Source organism: uncultured Novosphingobium sp. (genome assembly GCF_964277725.1).
Lineage (GTDB): Bacteria > Pseudomonadota > Alphaproteobacteria > Sphingomonadales > Sphingomonadaceae > Novosphingobium > Novosphingobium fluoreni.
Genome location: NZ_CAXYKL010000093.1, coordinates 1 through 15,671 on the forward strand (window position 1 = coordinate 1; position 15,671 = coordinate 15,671).

The window sequence follows — 15,671 nt, forward strand, 5'->3', positions numbered from 1 at the left end:
ATCGGCGCGCTTACCCGCTAAGCGCGCCTCTCCCGCGATGGGGCGTCGCCAAGTGGTAAGGCACCGGTTTTTGGTACCGGCATTCGCAGGTTCGAATCCTGCCGCCCCAGCCAGCGGTTTTTCGCGAATCGTTGCCTATCGATCGCACCGCCATAAGCGGCGTTCCGCACGCACTTTCAGCAGAATTGAATTACTCAGGGCAGGACGTGGTCGATCGGGCTTGATTGCACCTTTGCCTGCGGAATGGCCTCTGTCCCGACAACGAACTTGACCCTGCGCGGCAGCGTCGGCGCGAAACGGCGCAAGGCGTCCATCAGAAAAGCGTCGAAGAAATGCCCGCCGCACTGAAACTAGGAATTATGACGCCGACGGCGCTGGTGACGTACACGGCCAAAGTCGCGACTTGAAAGCGCCGTTCGATCATCAGGTCCTCGGGACGGAAGCCTCCACCCTCCCCGCTCTAACGGCGGCGTAAGGCGGCAGCAATCCCTCCCACCGGAAATCCCTCAGGTGCGGAAATCCCTCAGGTGCGGAAAACCGTCACGCCGTGAGATCCGGCCCCAGGGCATCGGCAAGGATGACCATGAAACGGTCTTCCTTGTCTTTCCAGATGCAGCGCGGTTCCCAGCCACCGCCCAGCAGCAGCGTGGTCGCGCCCCGCTCATCGTACTTATGGCTGTTTTCCGTGTGAATGGTTTCACCGGACGCCATGGCGAAGCAATAGCCATCTACGGTGAAAGAGATGTCCTGCAGAGCTTCCAGATGCATCTCGATCCGGGCGCGCTCATCGTTCCACACCGCGCGGTGGCGCAGGGCGTAGGCGGGAATCGTGCCATCCAGTTCGCGGTTGATACGGTGAGCCAGATTGAGATTGAAGGCAGCGGTCACGCCCATGGCGTCGTCATAGGCGGCGGTCAGGGTGCTTTCGGCCTTGATCCGGTCCATGCCGATCAGCAGCATCGATCCGTTGCCCAGCGTCTCGCGCATGGTGCGCAGCAAGTCGATTGCCGCGGCAGGCTCCATGTTGCCGATGGTGGAGCCAGGGAAGAAGCCCAGCCGATCACGTCCGGCCAGAGCCTGCGGGATTTTCGCGGGCGCGTTGAAATCGGCTTCCACCGGATGGATCGGCAGTGCTGGATACCGCGCAATCAACGGCGCGCAGGATTCGCGTAGGAAATCACCTGAGATATCGATCGGCACGTAGCCGGCAGCATCGATGCGATCGAGCAGCAGCGGCGTCTTTGTGGCGCTGCCTGCGCCAAACTCTACGACGACGCGACCGCGGCCCACAGCCTGCGCGATTTCCCCGCAATGTTCGGTCAGAATGCTGACTTCGGTGCGAGTGGGATAATATTCGGGAAGAACGGTAATCTCTTCGAACAGCTCACTGCCGCGGTGATCGTAGAACCAGCGCGCCGGTATCGCCTTGCGCGCCTGGGACAAGCCGGAGAGGACATCGCTGCGAAATTGCGAGCCGAGCCCGATGTCGCCTAGGTCTTCGTCGATCAGCAGTGCTGCGGTGGCCATCGTCATACGTCCTTGGCGAGGCGCAGGCCAGTGAACTGCCAGCGCTGGTGAGGATAAAAGAAATTGCGGTAGCTGGATCGCGAATGCCCGCGCGCGGTGGCGCAGCTCGCTCCGCGCAGCACGAACTGCCCGCTCATGAACTTGCCGTTGTATTCACCCACCGCGCCATTTGCCGGCCGAAAGCGCGGATAGGGAAGGTAGGCGGAGCGGGTCCATTGCCACGTACTGCCGAACAAGGCGTTGCTTGGCACTGGATTTACAGAGGCACCCACGTCCAACTGCTGGCCGCCGCTCGCATCATGCGATTGTCCGATGGCTTCCCACTCAAACTCGGTCGGCAACCGCATGCCCGCCCAGGAAGCAAAGGCGTCAGCCTCGTAGTACGAGATATGGGTGACCGGGGCATCGGGGTCTCGGGCCAACCAGCCGGACAAAGTGAACGCCTCATCATCGCGCCAATACATCGGAGCGGAAACGCCCTCTGCGTTGACCCAGGCCCAACCATCTGACAACCAGAGCGACGCCGTGCGGTAACCGCCGTCCGCGATGAACGCCGCCCAATCCCGATTGGAGACGAGGCTGCCGGCAAGAGCGAACGGCTCCAGCAGTACTCGGTGCGAAGGCCCTTCATTATCGAATGCGAAGCCCGCCCCGTCATGACCGATTCGGGCGATCCCGCCGGGATGCTCGTACCAATCGGGGGCATCTTTCTCCGTAGGAGCAAAGGGAGCCGCATCGGCGAATGCCGGACCCAAGGGATTGCACCACAGCGCATGCTTGATGTCCGTCAGCAGCAGCTCCTGATGCTGCTGCTCATGATGAATGCCCAGTTCAACCAGCACGGAGACGTCCGGGCGGTCCAGCAACGCCTGCATCGCTTGGTCCACGTGCCTGCGCCAATCCAGGATCTCATCCAACGATGGGCGCGACAGCAGTCCGCGCGCCGCACGGGCATGCCGGGCGCCTTCGGCTTCGTAATAGGAATTGAACAGGAACGGCCAACGCTCATCAAACCTGGCGTAGCCCGGCAAGTGATCGCGCAGCAGGAAGGTTTCGAAAAACCATGTTGTGTGAGCCAGATGCCATTTTGCGGGCGAGGCATCCGGCATCGACTGGATCGTGGCGTCGGCATCGCTGAGCGATACGACGAGCGCCTCGCTAAGGCGCCGCGTGGCGTTGAAACGTTCGGCCTGAGAATACCCCTGGCACGCTCCACTTGTCGTAGTCGCAGCCTGCATGAACCGTTGAACGGACCTGGCGCGATTATGCTCCCGCGTTTTTCCATGCCCAACAGGACACTAGCCCTGGCGCGATTATTGAGAACCGCGCCAGGGACTTGGATTTTCGCGACCTACCAGATTCGCACGCGATCCTGCGGCGGCAGATAAAGCTTGTCACCCGGCTTCACATTAAACGCCTTGTACCACTCATCGAAGTTACGGACGATGCCGTTGACGCGCACGTTGTTGGGTGAGTGCGGATCGATGATGAGATACTGGCGCGCCTGCTCTTCCCGAATGTTCTGCCGCCACACTTGCGCCCAAGCCATGAAGAAGCGCTGATCGCCGGTGGTGCCGTCGATCACCGGAGCGGGCTTTCCATTCAGCGACAGCTTGTAAGCGCGATAGGCCAGGCTGAGGCCACCCAGATCGCCGATGTTCTCACCCATCGTCAGCTTGCCGTTGACGCAGGTCTTGCCGTCATCCCACGGACAGAAGGCGTTGTATTGCGCCTCCAGCTTGTCCTGCAGCTTCTGGAAGTTGGCCTTGTCCTGCGGCGTCCACCAGTCGCGAAGGTTGCCCTTCCCGTCGGACTTGGCCCCCTGGTCGTCGAAGCCATGGCCCATCTCGTGCCCGATCACCGCGCCGATGCCGCCATAGTTCACGGCCGGATCGGCTGAGACGTTGAAGAAGGGCGACTGCAGGATCGCGGCCGGGAACACGATCTCGTTGAACGGAGGGTTGTAGTACGCGTTGACCACTTCGGGCAGCATGTACCATTCCGTGCGATCCACCGGCTGACCCAGGCGGCGCAACTGGTCCTGCTGCTGCCACGCCTGCGCGGAAAGCGCATTCCCCAGCGCATCCGTGGGCGAGATCGTCAGGCCGGCATAAGTCTTGTACTGATCGGGCGCGCCGATCTTGGATACGAACGCATCCAGCTTCGCCTCGGCCTCTTGCCGCGTGGCCGGGCTCATCCACGAAAGATCGGTCAGGTTGGCGGCCATCGCCTTGCGCAAATTGCCGACCAGGCTTTCCATCGCCGCCTTCTGCGCGGGCGGATAGTATTTCTGAGCATAGACCTTACCCAGCAGTTCGCCGATCTGCCCTTCCACGGCGGAGATGCCGCGCTTCCAGCGGGGGCGCTGCTCGGGCTGGCCGCTCAACACCTTGCCGTAGAACGCGAAGTTCGCGTTATCGATGTCGCTGGGCAGATATGACGCATGGCCGATAAGGAACTGGCTGCTGACCCACGCCTGCCATGTGGCCACCGGAACTTCGTGCAGCAGCTTCATCGTAGCGGGCAGACCGCCGCCCAGCAGCGTCTTCGCTTGCTCGGGCGTGATCCCGGCCGCCTGTAGCTCCTGCGCGGAGGGCGGCATCTGGCTGGCGACGGCGTATGTCGGGTTTACGCCAAGGGCCCTGAACAAGGCGTCCATTTCACCGGGCTGGCCCAGCGCCTGGGCTTCCTGCACGGTCAGCTTGTTGTAGGTGAGGTCGCGGTTGCGCTGCGCGGCGCGGTCCCACTGGGCCTGCGCCATCCGCGTTTCCAGCGCCAGCACCGATTTGGCCGTGCCGCCGGCATCGGCATAGCCTAGCTTGCCGAACAGGAACGTCAGGTAATCCAGGTATTTCGCCCGGATTTCCACCGACTTGACGTCATCCTTCAGGTAGTAATCCCGATCCGGCAAGCCAAGGCTGCCTTGCGAGATCGACAGCGCATTGATGTCGCTCTGCTTGGGATCGGGCTCCACGCTTACGTCGATCGGCGACGCGAAGCCGGGCTGCGCGAACACGGTCATCAGCTTGAGCGGCGTGTCCGCCGCCTTGATTTTCGCAAGGTATGGCTGGACCGGCGCCATGCCCCGCGCGTTGATCGCATCGACATCGAGAAAAGCGGTATAGGCATTCGCGATCCGCGCCTCGTCGGTGCCCGGCGCGGGCTTGGCCGCGACCAAGCCGTCCAGAATGCCGTGGATGCGCTGGATCGAAAGATCGTTGAGCGTATTGAAGGAATCGGTCTTAGTCTTGTCAGCCGGTATCGCATGCTGATCGGCCCACTTGCCGTTTACGTACCGCGCGAAGTCGTCACCCGGCTTCACCGATCGATCGATGTACTGGGTCTGGATGCCGAACTTGCCGAAGTCGAGATCGGCCGCGGACACCATATCTCCGGCCTTGGGCGCGGCAGTCTGCGCCATCAGCGGCGCAGCGCCGGCAACAGCGACGAAAGAGGTGGCGGCAAGCAGGTGTTTGAAGCGAAAAGCCAAGACCCCGGGTCCTTTCCAAGCGAATGCGGCGACATAGCGCCGCCAAGCGGCTCCGAACGGGCCGCAGGATAGGGTGTGACTTAGTTGGTCAGGACGGACTTTCCAGTCCCATGATTGCGTTGCTTCCGGCGGGTAGGCGCTAGGCCCGCGTCATGTCGAACTGCAGGGAAGCCAACCGCGCATAGAGACCACCTGCCTCGCTCAACTGGGCATGGGTGCCTTCCTCGACGATGCGTCCCTCATCCATCACCACAATGCGGTCCGCCTGCCGCACGGTGGCGAGGCGATGGGCGATGACCAGCGTGGTGCGGTTCTGCATCAGCCGGTCCAGCGCATCCTGCACCAGCCGTTCGCTTTCTGCGTCCAGTGCGCTCGTCGCCTCGTCCAGCAGCAGGATCGGCGCGTCACGCAGGATCGCCCGTGCGATGGCCAAGCGCTGGCGCTGCCCGCCGGAGAGGCGCGCCCCCCCCTCGCCCAGGAACGTGTCCAGACCATCCGGCAGATCGCGCAGGAAGCCCTCCGCGTTGGCGGCACGAGCGGCTTGCCAGATTTCTTCGTCGCTGACGTCCCACCGGCCATAGCGCAAGTTATCACGCGCATCGGCGGCGAACAGCACGCCCTCCTGCGGAACCAGCGCGATGCGGCGGCGGATGTCGGCGGGGTCGGCCGAAGTCAGCGGCACGCCATCGACCTTGATCGCGCCTTGCTGCGGATCGTAGAAACGCTCCGCCAGCAGGAATAGCGTGGACTTGCCCGCGCCCGAAGGCCCCACGATCGCCACCGTCTCCCCCGGTTCGACCTTGAGCGAGAAATCGCGCACCGAGGCCTGGGTGGGCCGGGAGGGGTAGCGGAAAATCACCCGCTCGAACGTGATCTGCCCACGCGGCGGCTGCGGCAGCGCGACAGGGCGCGCGGGTGGCGCGATGACCGGGCGTTCAGCCAGCAGTTCGGCCAGCCGCCCGGCAGCGCCCGCGCCGCGCACCAGATCGCCGTACACCTCGGCCAGGGAGCCGAATGCCCCCGCGACGATACCGCCGGTCACCACGAAAGCGGCGATGGTGCCGCCGGTCAGCGTGCCGTTCGCCACGTCGATCGCGCCGCGCCACATCAGCAAGGTGATAGAGCCGAAGATCAGAAAGATGATCACCGCCGTCATGATCGCGCGGATCGCGATGCGGCGCTTTGCGGTGGCGAAAGTCTCCTCCACGGCATGGCTGAAACGCCCGGCTTCGCGCCCTTCCTGGTTGAACGCCTGCACCACCCGCAGCGCACCCAGCACTTCGGAAACGAGCGCGCCGATCTCGGCCACGCGGTCCTGACTGGTTCGCGAAACCGCGCGAAGCCGGCGGCCAAAGAGCGTGATCGGCAGCACGATCAGCAGGATCGCCGCCACCAGGCCCAGCGTCAGTTGCGGCGCCAACACGAACAGGTACGCCACGCCGCCCAGCGCCATGATCACATTGCGCAGCGCCACGGACACGGTGGAGCCGACCACCTGCTCGATGATGGAGGTGTCCGCGGTCAATCGCGAGGCGATTTCCTTGGGGCTGTTCTCCTCGAAGAAGCTGGGAGAAAGGCGCAGCAGGTTGTTCTGCACATCAAGCCGGATGTCCGCCACCACGCGCTCGCCAAGCCAGGAGACGCTATAGAAGCGAAACGCAGTGCCGATCGCCAGCACGGTTACGATCAGCAGCAGATATTCGAACCACCGGCCGATATCGGCCGGATTGCCGCCTTGGCCAAAGCCGCGGTCGATCACCAGGCGAAAGCCTGCCGGTATCGCCAAAGTGGCGCTAGCCGTTACCACCAGGGCGACGCCGGCGATCACCAGACGGCCGGGATAAGCCAGCAACCGGCTCCAGACCATGCGCAAGGGGGAAAGGCCGCGCCGCCCTCCCCGGCGTGTCGTGGCGGTTGCTCCCGTCATTTCGCCTTCGCCCGCGTCTGGCGTGGCGGAGCCCATTGCCGTGTCCATGCCCGTGGCCTCTAATCGGTCACGCAAGGCAAAGAAAGGGTATCTTCAGGGTGCGCTGTTACTTTGGCGCATCGCCCACAAAGGCAAATGCCGCATTGCACAATGAACGTAGGCACACCATGTGCGTTTACGCTATGAACGCGCCCAAGTGGCGCACCATCGCCGCAAGGAGATCCGCTCGTGCTTTACAATGCCTATGAGCTTCAACGCACGCTTCTGAGCGGGGCATCGGCGTGGGCCTCGATCAGTTCCGAGGTCCTGTCCAATCCCGCGCTGCCGGCCGGTTACTTCGGGTTTGGCCCGGTACTGGCTTCCGCGCTGGAAGTGTTCGCACATGCAGCAGCGCCGCGTGGCAAGCCGCCTTTCGGCATCACCTCGACTCAGGTGGACGGCAAGACCTACGGTGTCACCGAATCGATCGTACTGCAGCGCCCCTTCGGCGATCTGCTGCGTTTTGAGCGTGACGATCTGCCGGCTGACGCGCCCAACCTGTTGATCGTGGCGCCGATGAGCGGCCACTACGCTACCCTTCTACGCGGCACGGTCGCCCGGATGGTGGAATCGGCCCGCGTCTACATCACGGACTGGGCCGACGCGAAACTGGTGCCGACCGAAGCGGGCCGCTTCGACCTGGACGATTACATCGACTACGTGATCGGCTTCATCGAACACATCGGCCCCAATACGCACATGCTGGCGGTGTGCCAGCCTTCAGTGCCGGCATTGGCGGCCGCCGCGATCATGAATGCGGACGAGCATCCATCTCGCCCTGCATCGCTGACGATGATGGGCGGCCCGATCGACACGCGCGAAGCACCCACCAGCGTTAACGACCTGGCGATGCAACAGCCCCTCGCCTGGTTCCGCACCAACGTGATCGCCACCGTGCCCTCCACTTATCCGGGTGCGGGACGCCGCGTCTATCCGGGCTTTCTGCAACTCGCCGGCTTCATGTCGATGAACCTTGGCAACCACATGATGAGCCACTGGGCGATGTTCCAGCATCTCGTGCGCGGCGACGAGGACAGCGCGGACGCGACCAAGGCTTTCTATGACGAATACCGTTCCGTCTGCGACATGACGGCGGACTTCTATCTCCAGACGATCGAGCACGTCTTCCAGAAGCACTCGCTGCCCAAGGGCGAATTCTACCATCGCGGGTCGCTGATCGATCTGGGCGCGATCAAGGACACCGCGATCCTGGCGATCGAGGGCGAAAACGATGACATTTCCGGCTTGGGCCAGACCCGCGCCGCGCTACATCTCGCCACCAATCTGTCGGACGATAAGAAGAAGTACTTCATGGCCCCCGACGTAGGCCACTACGGCATCTTCAACGGCAGCAAATGGCGAAACAACATCGCTCCGGTGCTGGAAAGCTGGATGGCCCAGCATCGTACCATTGGCGAGCCGGCGGACGCCTGAAGCCGCCGCCGATCGGCTGGCCATGCTGCCCTTCACGGGTAGGTATCGCCGGCCGGTCTGGCGCGGTTAAGCAAAATCCGCTAGAATTGCGGCATGGATCAAGCGCTGGGTCGACGTAGGCTTTTGAAGGGTTCGATGATGGTGGGCGCGGGGCTACTGGCTCCGGGCCTTATCTCTCGTGCCTCTGCCCAGGACTTGCGCAGTCTGGGCCTTCCTGTGCCTGGCGGGCATGGCGTGATGCCGGGTGATCCAGCGACGATGCCGGAAATCGCCCCGGTCAGCCCTGCCTTTACGCCGCCGCCCTCCCCGGTCGGCACGCCAGAATACAATCGACGTGTCCTGGCCGCCGCCCAGCGTCAGGTCGAGCGGGTGCGCAACAAGCTGTGGCGCACCGATCTTGTGGGCATCGCCGATTTCTCCCGACCATCGTGGGAGCCGCGCCTACACTTCGCCAACCTGGAAAATGGCACGGTCCGCTCTTTCCTGGTGGCGCACGGCAAAGGCTCGGACCCGGCGCATCAAGGTTGGCTGCAGTCCTTCTCCAGCCAGTACGGCTCGCTCGCTACCTCGCGCGGAGCCTATCTCACGTGCGAGTGGTACACCGGCAAGTACGGCACATCGATCCGGCTGGTCGGCCTCGATCCAGATAACACCACCGCTCTGGAACGCATGATCGTGATGCATTCCGCGTGGTACGTCGATCCCGGCATGATCACGAAGTGGGGCAAGATCGGCCGGAGCGATGGCTGCTTCGCCATGGCCCCGGCGGACTTCAACGAAGCGCTGTGGCATCTCTCCGGCGGACGGCTGTTATTCGCTGACAGGATCGTTTGACCCCGCGCACACGTAGCGCTGGCCAAACGCCCATCCTATATGCGGGCGCAATGTTATCGCCCCCTGACGCCGCACCAGATAATCCACTGCTCGCAGGGGCGGACTGGCCGACTTTCGGCTGGAGTGACGATATCCGCCCGGCTCTCGCCAAGGCCGTCGCCGATGGCCAGGCTGCTGCCTTGGCAACGCTCTACAAGGTGGAAGGCAGCGCCCCGCGCGGGCCCGGTGCGCAAATGCTGTTCGTAGGCAACGTGGCGACGGGATATTTCTCGGGTGACTGCATCGAAGGCGACGTGGCCGGCCATGCCCGTCAAGTGCTGGCAGATGGCGTTCCCCAGCGCCTGCACTATGGCATGGGCAGTCCGTGGATCGATATCCGCCTGCGCTGCGGCGGCGCGCTGCATGTGCTGGTGGAAAGATTGCTGCCTGACAGCCCGGCCGTTCGCGCGCTGCTGAACGAGGGCGCGGCCCGGCGATCGCGCATCTGGCGAACAGACGGGGTTCGGCAGGAGCTAGGGGACGGCGATCTGCCCCTCCTCTCGTTGCAAGAAGAGCCCTTTGCGCTGGCGCGGCGCTACGACCCCGCCCGGCGTCTGGTCGTGACCGGGGGCGATCCGGGCGCGCTGGCCCTGGCCCGGCTGGCGATGGATGCGCGGTTCGAAACGGTCCTGATACGGCCCCATGGACCACACACCCCGCCGCCCTTTCCTGTATCCCGCTATATGCGCGAACCGATAGAGCAGGCACTGGAGGTCATCGGCCTGGACCGTTGGACTGCTTACGTCGGCGCCACGCATGAGGATGAGCACGATCTGGCTGGATGCCTGTCCGCACTGCGCGGCGATACGGCTTACGTTGCTATGATAGGTGCGAAATCGCGCGCGCCCGCTCGACTCGCCGCGTTGCAAGCGGCGGGCGCATCGGAGGCGGAGTTGGCCCGATTGCATCTCTCGCCCGGCGTCAGCGGTCTGGGCAAGGCGCCATGGGAAGTGGCGACCGGCATTCTGGCGGAGGTGATGCAGGCGCTTAACCCGGCACGGGAACGGGCGTGACTTATGCCGCGGTGGTGCTGGCGGCAGGCTCGGCCCGGCGCTTTGGCAGCGACAAACTCTCCGCGCCATTTCGCGGCGAACCGCTGGTATATCATGCGATCCGCGCCGCCCGCGCCGCGCCGGTGGAACGGGTGATCGTGGTGGCCCATCCCACGCTCGCTATCGGCGCTTGGCCCGGATCGCCTGTGGTGTCCGTTGAACAGATCGCCAGTCCCGCGCTTTCGGCGTCGCTGCAAGCAGGAATTCGCGCGGCGGGTGATGTCGAGGGCGTCTTCGTGTTCCTGGGAGACATGCCGCTGGTGCCACACGACGCCGCGGCTGCACTGGCGGCGCGGCTTGGCGATGCTTATGCAGCCCTCCCTCGCCAAGGCGGCAAGCCGGGCCATCCCGTCCTCCTCTCTCGCCGCGCGCTGGGTGACATCCCTGCCCTCTCAGGCGACGCCGGGGCAGGAAAACTGCTCAAGGCGCGTGACGACGTGGTGTTCTGGGACTGCGACAGCCCCTTCATCCATGCCGATGTCGATTGCCCAGGGGATCTGGCCGGCCTTCCAGCGCGATAACGGGAATCACGCCCGGCCGGTGGTGTTCGCCAGAAAAGAAGGGTCGATGCCGTCGGCGCGCCAGGTGCTGGTCCAACGGGCATCGGTCGGCGTGTCGAACAAGATCTCGCGATGGCCACCCGCTGCGTACCAGCCGTGCTGGCGCATCTCGCCTTCCAACTGCCCCGCGCCCCATCCGGCATAGCCCAGCGCGATCAGCCAGTGCCTGGGTCCACGCCCCTCGGCGATGGCCCGCAGCACATCGAGCGAGGCCGACAAGGCGCACAAGGGCTCAACCGCGATCGTGTCCTGCCCACCCCAATCCGTGGAGTGCAGCACGAAGCCTCGGCCAGGCTCCACCGGTCCACCATGATGGACTTCGCGATCCGGCGCATCGCCGGGATCGATGCCCACTTCCTCCAGCAAGCCGCGAAACCGCACGCCATCGCGGATATGGCCGATGCCAATGCCCAACGCGCCATGCTCGTCATGCACGCACATGACGTTCACCGATCGCTCGAAGCGCGGATCATACATGCCGGGCATCGCCAGGAGGATACGTCCGGAAAGATACTGCCCTTCGGTCACTGCACGGGATTTAGACCGTTCGGCGGGCGTGGCAAGCCATGGCCGCTCAGCCTCCCATGGGCATCATGTTGGTGTTCAGGTGATACATGATCCAGATCGACCCGCCGATCGTCAGCACCGCGATCACGGCGGTGAACAGGAACGCCAAGAGGCTCCACCCGCCCTCCGCCCGTGTATCCAGATGGAGGAAGCACACTACGTGGACGACGATCTGCACCAGCGCCATCGCGAAGATCAGCACGACGGTGGTAGTGCGATCCAGCACCCCGTCCATCACCAGCCAGAACGGCAGGATAGTCAGCACGATCGCCAGCAGGGTGCCGATGCGATAGCCCCGGCGACCGCCATGAGCGTGCCCCGGATCTTGCGCGGCGTTCATCGTAGAACTCCCAGCAGATAGACGAAGGTGAAAACCCCGATCCAGATGATGTCCAGAAAATGCCAGAACATGGACAGGCACATCACCCGGCGCTTCATCGGTTCGATCAGGCCATGTTGCGTCGTCTGGACAAGCAGCACCACCATCCAGATCAGCCCAAAGAATACATGCGCCCCGTGCGTGCCGACCAGCGCGAAGAAGGCTGAAAGGAAAGCGCTACGCTGCGGACCTGCCCCCTCGTTGATCAGGTGATGGAACTCATAAAGCTCGACGCCCAGGAACGCCGCACCCAATAGGCCGGTCGCCACCAGCCAGGCGCGCATGGGACCGACGCGGCCCGCCTCCATATGCGGCATCGCCTCGCCAAAGGTGATCGAGGACGCCAGCAGCAGCGCGGTGTTGATCGCCACCAGCTTGAGATCGAATATCTCGCTAGGGACGGGGCCTCCGGCATAGCTGGTGCTGACCACGCCATACATGGCGAACAGCGACGCGAAGATGAGCGCGTCGCTCATCAGGTAGATCCAGAAACCCAGCGCGGTCGGGCCGCTGTGCCCCGCGCCGTGATCCTCGTCCTCGCTGACGTGCCAGACGATCGGGGTCTCGTCGGAAGTCGCCCCGCTCATGTCAGGGCTCCCCGTTCATGCCAGTGCGCCTCGGTCCTGGCCACTTCATCGGGCGGAATGACATAATCGCGATCGATGAAGAAGGTATGGCCAATCGCAACCGCCAGCAGCCCGACGAAGGCCAGCGCAGCCAGCCACCAGATATACCAGATCATGCCAAAACCCATCACCAGCGCCAGGCCGGAGATCAGCACGCCCGATGCGGTGTTACCCGGCATATGAATCGGCCGATAGCCGTCCGCCGGGCGTTCGTATCCCCGCCGCTTCATGTCGTACCACGCGTCCAGTTCATGGATCATCGGCGTGAAAGCGAAGTTGTAGTGCGGCGGCGGTGAACTAGTGGACCATTCCAGCGTGCGGCCTTCCCATGGATCGCCCGTGGTATCGGCCAATCGCCGGCGGTGCTTCACGCCCATGACGATGCTCATGATGAAGCCGAAGATGCCGATGGCGATGATCACAACCCCCACCATCGCGACAATGAAGTAGGGCTGTAGGCTGACGTCATCGAAGTGATTGACCCGGCGGGTGGTGCCCATCAGGCCCACCACGTACATCGGCGTCCAGGCGATCCAGTAGCCGATCACCCAGCCCCAGAAACCCACCTTGCCCCAGAACGGATCGAGGATGAAGCCGAAGGCCTTGGGGAACCAGTAGACGATGCCGGCGAACAGCCCGAACAGGACACCGCCGATGATTACGTTGTGGAAGTGGGCGACAAGGAACAGCGAATTGTGCAGCACGAAATCGGCCGGTGGGATTGCCAGCAGCACGCCGGTCATCCCGCCCACGGTGAAGGTCAGCATGAATGCCACCACCCACATCATCGGCAGGTCGAAGCGGATATCGCCCCGGTACATGGTGAAAAGCCAGTTGAATATCTTCGCACCCGTGGGGATGGCGATCACCATCGTGGCGATGCCGAAAAAGCTGTTTACCGTCGGCCCCGAACCCATCGTGAAGAAGTGATGCAGCCACACCAGGTACGCCAGGATGGTGATCACCACGGTGGCATAGACCATCGAGGAATAGCCGAACAGCCGCTTGCCGGTGAATGTTGAAGTGATCTCTGAAAAAATGCCGAACGCGGGCAGCACCAGCACGTAGACCTCGGGGTGACCCCAGATCCACACCATGTTCCAGTACATCATCGGCGCGCCGCCAAGATCGTTGGTGAAGAAGTTGGTGCCGACGTAACGGTCCAGCATCAGCAGGAAGAACGCTGCGGTCAGCGCCGGGAAGATCGCCACCGCCAACACGTTGGAGCACAGCGCCGTCCAGCAGAAGATCGGCATCTTCATCATCGTCATGCCCGGAGCGCGCATCTTGACGATGGTCGTCACCATGTTGATCGCGGAGAGCGTGGTGCCGACCCCGGCGATCTGCAGCGCCCACAAGTAGTAATCGACGCCAGTATCGGGGCTGTAATCCAGCTCTGACAGCGGCGCATAGCCCAGCCATCCGGTGCGGGCGAACTCGCCGACGAACAGCGATGTCATCACCAGCGCCGCACCAGCCGCCGTCAGCCAGAAGCTGAGGTTGTTGAGGAAGGGAAACGCCACGTCGCGCGCGCCGATCTGCAGCGGCATCACGAAGTTGATGATGCCCACCACCAGTGGGATCGCCACGAAGAAGATCATGATCGTACCGTGCGCGGTGAAAATCTGGTCGTAGTGGTGGGGCGGCAGATACCCCTCGTTCGGCCCGAACGCGATCGCCTGCTGTATGCGCATCATGATCGCATCGGAAAAGCCGCGCAGCAGCATCACGATGCCCAGGATGACGTACATGATGCCGACCTTCTTGTGGTCGACGCTGGTGAACCATTCCTTCCAAAGGTAACCCCAAAGGCGATAGCGGGTCAGTAGGAACACGGTGACCAGGCCGCCCAGCGCGACGACGCCGAACACCGGAAGGACGATGGGATCGTGCAACGGCAAGGCATCCCACGTGAGCCGTCCGAAGATGGTCTGCATCAGGCGATTGTCGCTCATGGGTTCGCCTGCGCTTTAGGGGTCTGCGGCTTACCGGGCTTTTCGGCATCCCGGCCTCGCGCATTGTAATCGGGGCCGACCGGCATTCCCACTTTAGGGCTTGAGCCTTTATCGCCAGCGTCTTTTTCCAGCGCAGCTTCCGGCTTTCCACCCGGAGCCGGCATCGATCCGTGGCCCGGCATCGTGCCGCTCCCCAACCCACCGGCATCGGGGCTGCCCCCGCCGTGACGCATATCGTGGTTCATGGTCTGGTTCATGCAAGGCCGACCGGCCTCTACGCAGCGATTGACTATGCGATCGAACAGGGTGGGCGAAACGCTGGAAAAGCGCATGAACGGCACCTTCTCGCTCGGCTTTTCGAGCGCCAGGTAGCGTGAGGCCTCCAAGGGAAGGCCGCCGCCTTGTTTCACTTCCCGGGCCCAGCGGTCGAAGTCGGCCAGTCGCAGTCCCGTCAGGCGAAAGCGCATCGTGGAATGGCCTTCGCCGGTGTAATTCCCGGAGTAGCCCCAGGTCTGGCCCGGCTTGTTCAGCACCGCGTTCAGCTTGGAATCCATGCCGGGCATCGCATAGATCATGCCCGCCAGCGTGGGCGCATAGAACGTGGCGAATTGGTCGGTGGAGGTGATGGAGAAGCGCACCGGAACGTCCACCGGCAGCGCCAGATCGTTGACGGTGGCAATGCCCTGCTCCGGATAGATGAACAGCCATTTCCACTCCAGCGCCACGACCTGCACCTCCAGCGGCTTCGTGCCCTTCGCCAAGGGCCGCCCCGGTCCCAGCCTTTCGAGCGGGCGGAACGGATCCAGCAAATGCGTGTGCGTCCAGGTAACAGCGGAAAGGGCGATGATGATCAGCAGCGGACAGGCCCAGATCACCAGTTCCAGCGTCGTGGAATGGTCGAACTCTGGATCGTAATTCTTGTTCGGATTGCCGCGTCGGTATCGCCAGGCGAACACCACGGTCAGCACTAGGACCGGCACGATGATCAGCAGCATCACCGCCGTGGCGAACAGGATCAGGTTGCGTTGTTGCACGGCGATATCGCCGGCGGGGTTGAGCACCACCATATCGCAGCCACTCAGAAACAGGGCGCCGACAAGCACCAGAAAGGCTCGGCTCCGAAGAGCGGCGATGTGATCGCTTTCGCGCATGAACCCCTGCCGCGGACCGGTCAGATCATCGCCGGTCCGACTTGGAAACCATCGTGCAGGCAATTCGTTGCAACGCTGGTGTCTTCCCCTC

At 63.4% G+C, this 15,671-nt stretch carries 13 protein-coding genes and 1 tRNA gene; 5 read left to right on the forward strand and 9 right to left on the reverse strand.

Annotated features, from left to right (window positions below; translation table 11 throughout):
- Positions 1-38: 38 nt before the first annotated feature.
- Positions 39-113, forward strand: a tRNA-Gln gene (locus tag ACHWRX_RS05280).
- Between the two features lie 427 nt (positions 114-540).
- Here the strand turns inward: ACHWRX_RS05280 and egtD are convergent.
- From egtD to ACHWRX_RS05300, 4 genes are all read right to left on the reverse strand, one after another.
- Positions 541-1,527: an L-histidine N(alpha)-methyltransferase gene (gene egtD, locus ACHWRX_RS05285; RefSeq protein WP_394658361.1), complete on the reverse strand. Its 987-nt coding sequence runs from the start codon at positions 1,525-1,527 to the stop codon at positions 541-543.
- 2 nt (positions 1,528-1,529) lie between these two features.
- Positions 1,530-2,765 carry an ergothioneine biosynthesis protein EgtB gene (gene egtB, locus ACHWRX_RS05290; RefSeq protein WP_394658362.1) on the reverse strand — a complete coding sequence of 412 codons (1,236 nt, stop codon included), beginning with the start codon at positions 2,763-2,765 and terminating at the stop codon, positions 1,530-1,532.
- 113 nt (positions 2,766-2,878) lie between these two features.
- Entirely contained in the window at positions 2,879-4,948 is a 2,070-nt protein-coding gene (locus ACHWRX_RS05295) for a M13 family metallopeptidase (RefSeq protein ID WP_394658379.1), read from the reverse strand.
- Positions 4,949-5,156: 208 nt separating this feature from the next.
- Positions 5,157-6,944 carry an ABC transporter transmembrane domain-containing protein gene (locus tag ACHWRX_RS05300; protein WP_394658380.1) on the reverse strand — a complete coding sequence of 596 codons (1,788 nt, stop codon included), beginning with the start codon at positions 6,942-6,944 and terminating at the stop codon, positions 5,157-5,159.
- 228 nt (positions 6,945-7,172) lie between these two features.
- Between ACHWRX_RS05300 and ACHWRX_RS05305 the strand changes: the two genes are divergently transcribed.
- The 4 genes from ACHWRX_RS05305 (at position 7,173) to ACHWRX_RS05320 (ending at position 10,863) form a co-directional block, all read left to right on the forward strand.
- Complete coding sequence (locus ACHWRX_RS05305; RefSeq protein WP_394658363.1) at positions 7,173-8,417, forward strand: polyhydroxyalkanoate depolymerase; 1,245 nt, start codon at positions 7,173-7,175, stop codon at positions 8,415-8,417.
- 93 nt (positions 8,418-8,510) lie between these two features.
- Complete coding sequence (locus tag ACHWRX_RS05310; protein WP_288484680.1) at positions 8,511-9,251, forward strand: murein L,D-transpeptidase catalytic domain-containing protein; 741 nt, start codon at positions 8,511-8,513, stop codon at positions 9,249-9,251.
- Positions 9,252-9,301: 50 nt separating this feature from the next.
- The gene (locus ACHWRX_RS05315; RefSeq protein WP_288417656.1) at positions 9,302-10,303 is read left to right on the forward strand and encodes an XdhC family protein; all 1,002 of its coding nucleotides are present in this window, start codon (positions 9,302-9,304) and stop codon (positions 10,301-10,303) included.
- Positions 10,300-10,863 carry a nucleotidyltransferase family protein gene (locus ACHWRX_RS05320; protein WP_183616176.1) on the forward strand — a complete coding sequence of 188 codons (564 nt, stop codon included), beginning with the start codon at positions 10,300-10,302 and terminating at the stop codon, positions 10,861-10,863. The genes ACHWRX_RS05315 and ACHWRX_RS05320 overlap by 4 nt, the downstream gene beginning before the upstream one ends.
- 6 nt (positions 10,864-10,869) lie before the next feature.
- On the opposite strand, the gene ACHWRX_RS05325 is transcribed toward ACHWRX_RS05320, so the two are convergent.
- From ACHWRX_RS05325 to cyoA, 5 genes are all read right to left on the reverse strand, one after another.
- Positions 10,870-11,379 carry a YqgE/AlgH family protein gene (locus tag ACHWRX_RS05325; protein ID WP_183616495.1) on the reverse strand — a complete coding sequence of 170 codons (510 nt, stop codon included), beginning with the start codon at positions 11,377-11,379 and terminating at the stop codon, positions 10,870-10,872.
- A gap of 97 nt (positions 11,380-11,476) precedes the next feature.
- Positions 11,477-11,809, reverse strand: coding sequence for a cytochrome o ubiquinol oxidase subunit IV (cyoD, locus tag ACHWRX_RS05330; protein ID WP_394658364.1), 333 nt, complete (start codon positions 11,807-11,809; stop codon positions 11,477-11,479).
- Positions 11,806-12,435, reverse strand: a complete 630-nt coding sequence (gene cyoC / locus ACHWRX_RS05335) for a cytochrome o ubiquinol oxidase subunit III (protein WP_288417650.1) — start codon at positions 12,433-12,435, stop codon at positions 11,806-11,808. Before cyoC ends, cyoD begins: the two co-directional genes overlap by 4 nt.
- Positions 12,432-14,429, reverse strand: a complete 1,998-nt coding sequence (gene cyoB / locus ACHWRX_RS05340) for a cytochrome o ubiquinol oxidase subunit I (RefSeq protein ID WP_394658365.1) — start codon at positions 14,427-14,429, stop codon at positions 12,432-12,434. Before cyoB ends, cyoC begins: the two co-directional genes overlap by 4 nt.
- A complete protein-coding gene (gene cyoA, locus ACHWRX_RS05345; protein ID WP_394658366.1) occupies positions 14,426-15,580 on the reverse strand; it encodes a ubiquinol oxidase subunit II in 1,155 nt (384 codons plus the stop codon). The genes cyoB and cyoA overlap by 4 nt, the downstream gene beginning before the upstream one ends.
- Positions 15,581-15,671 lie beyond the last annotated feature (91 nt).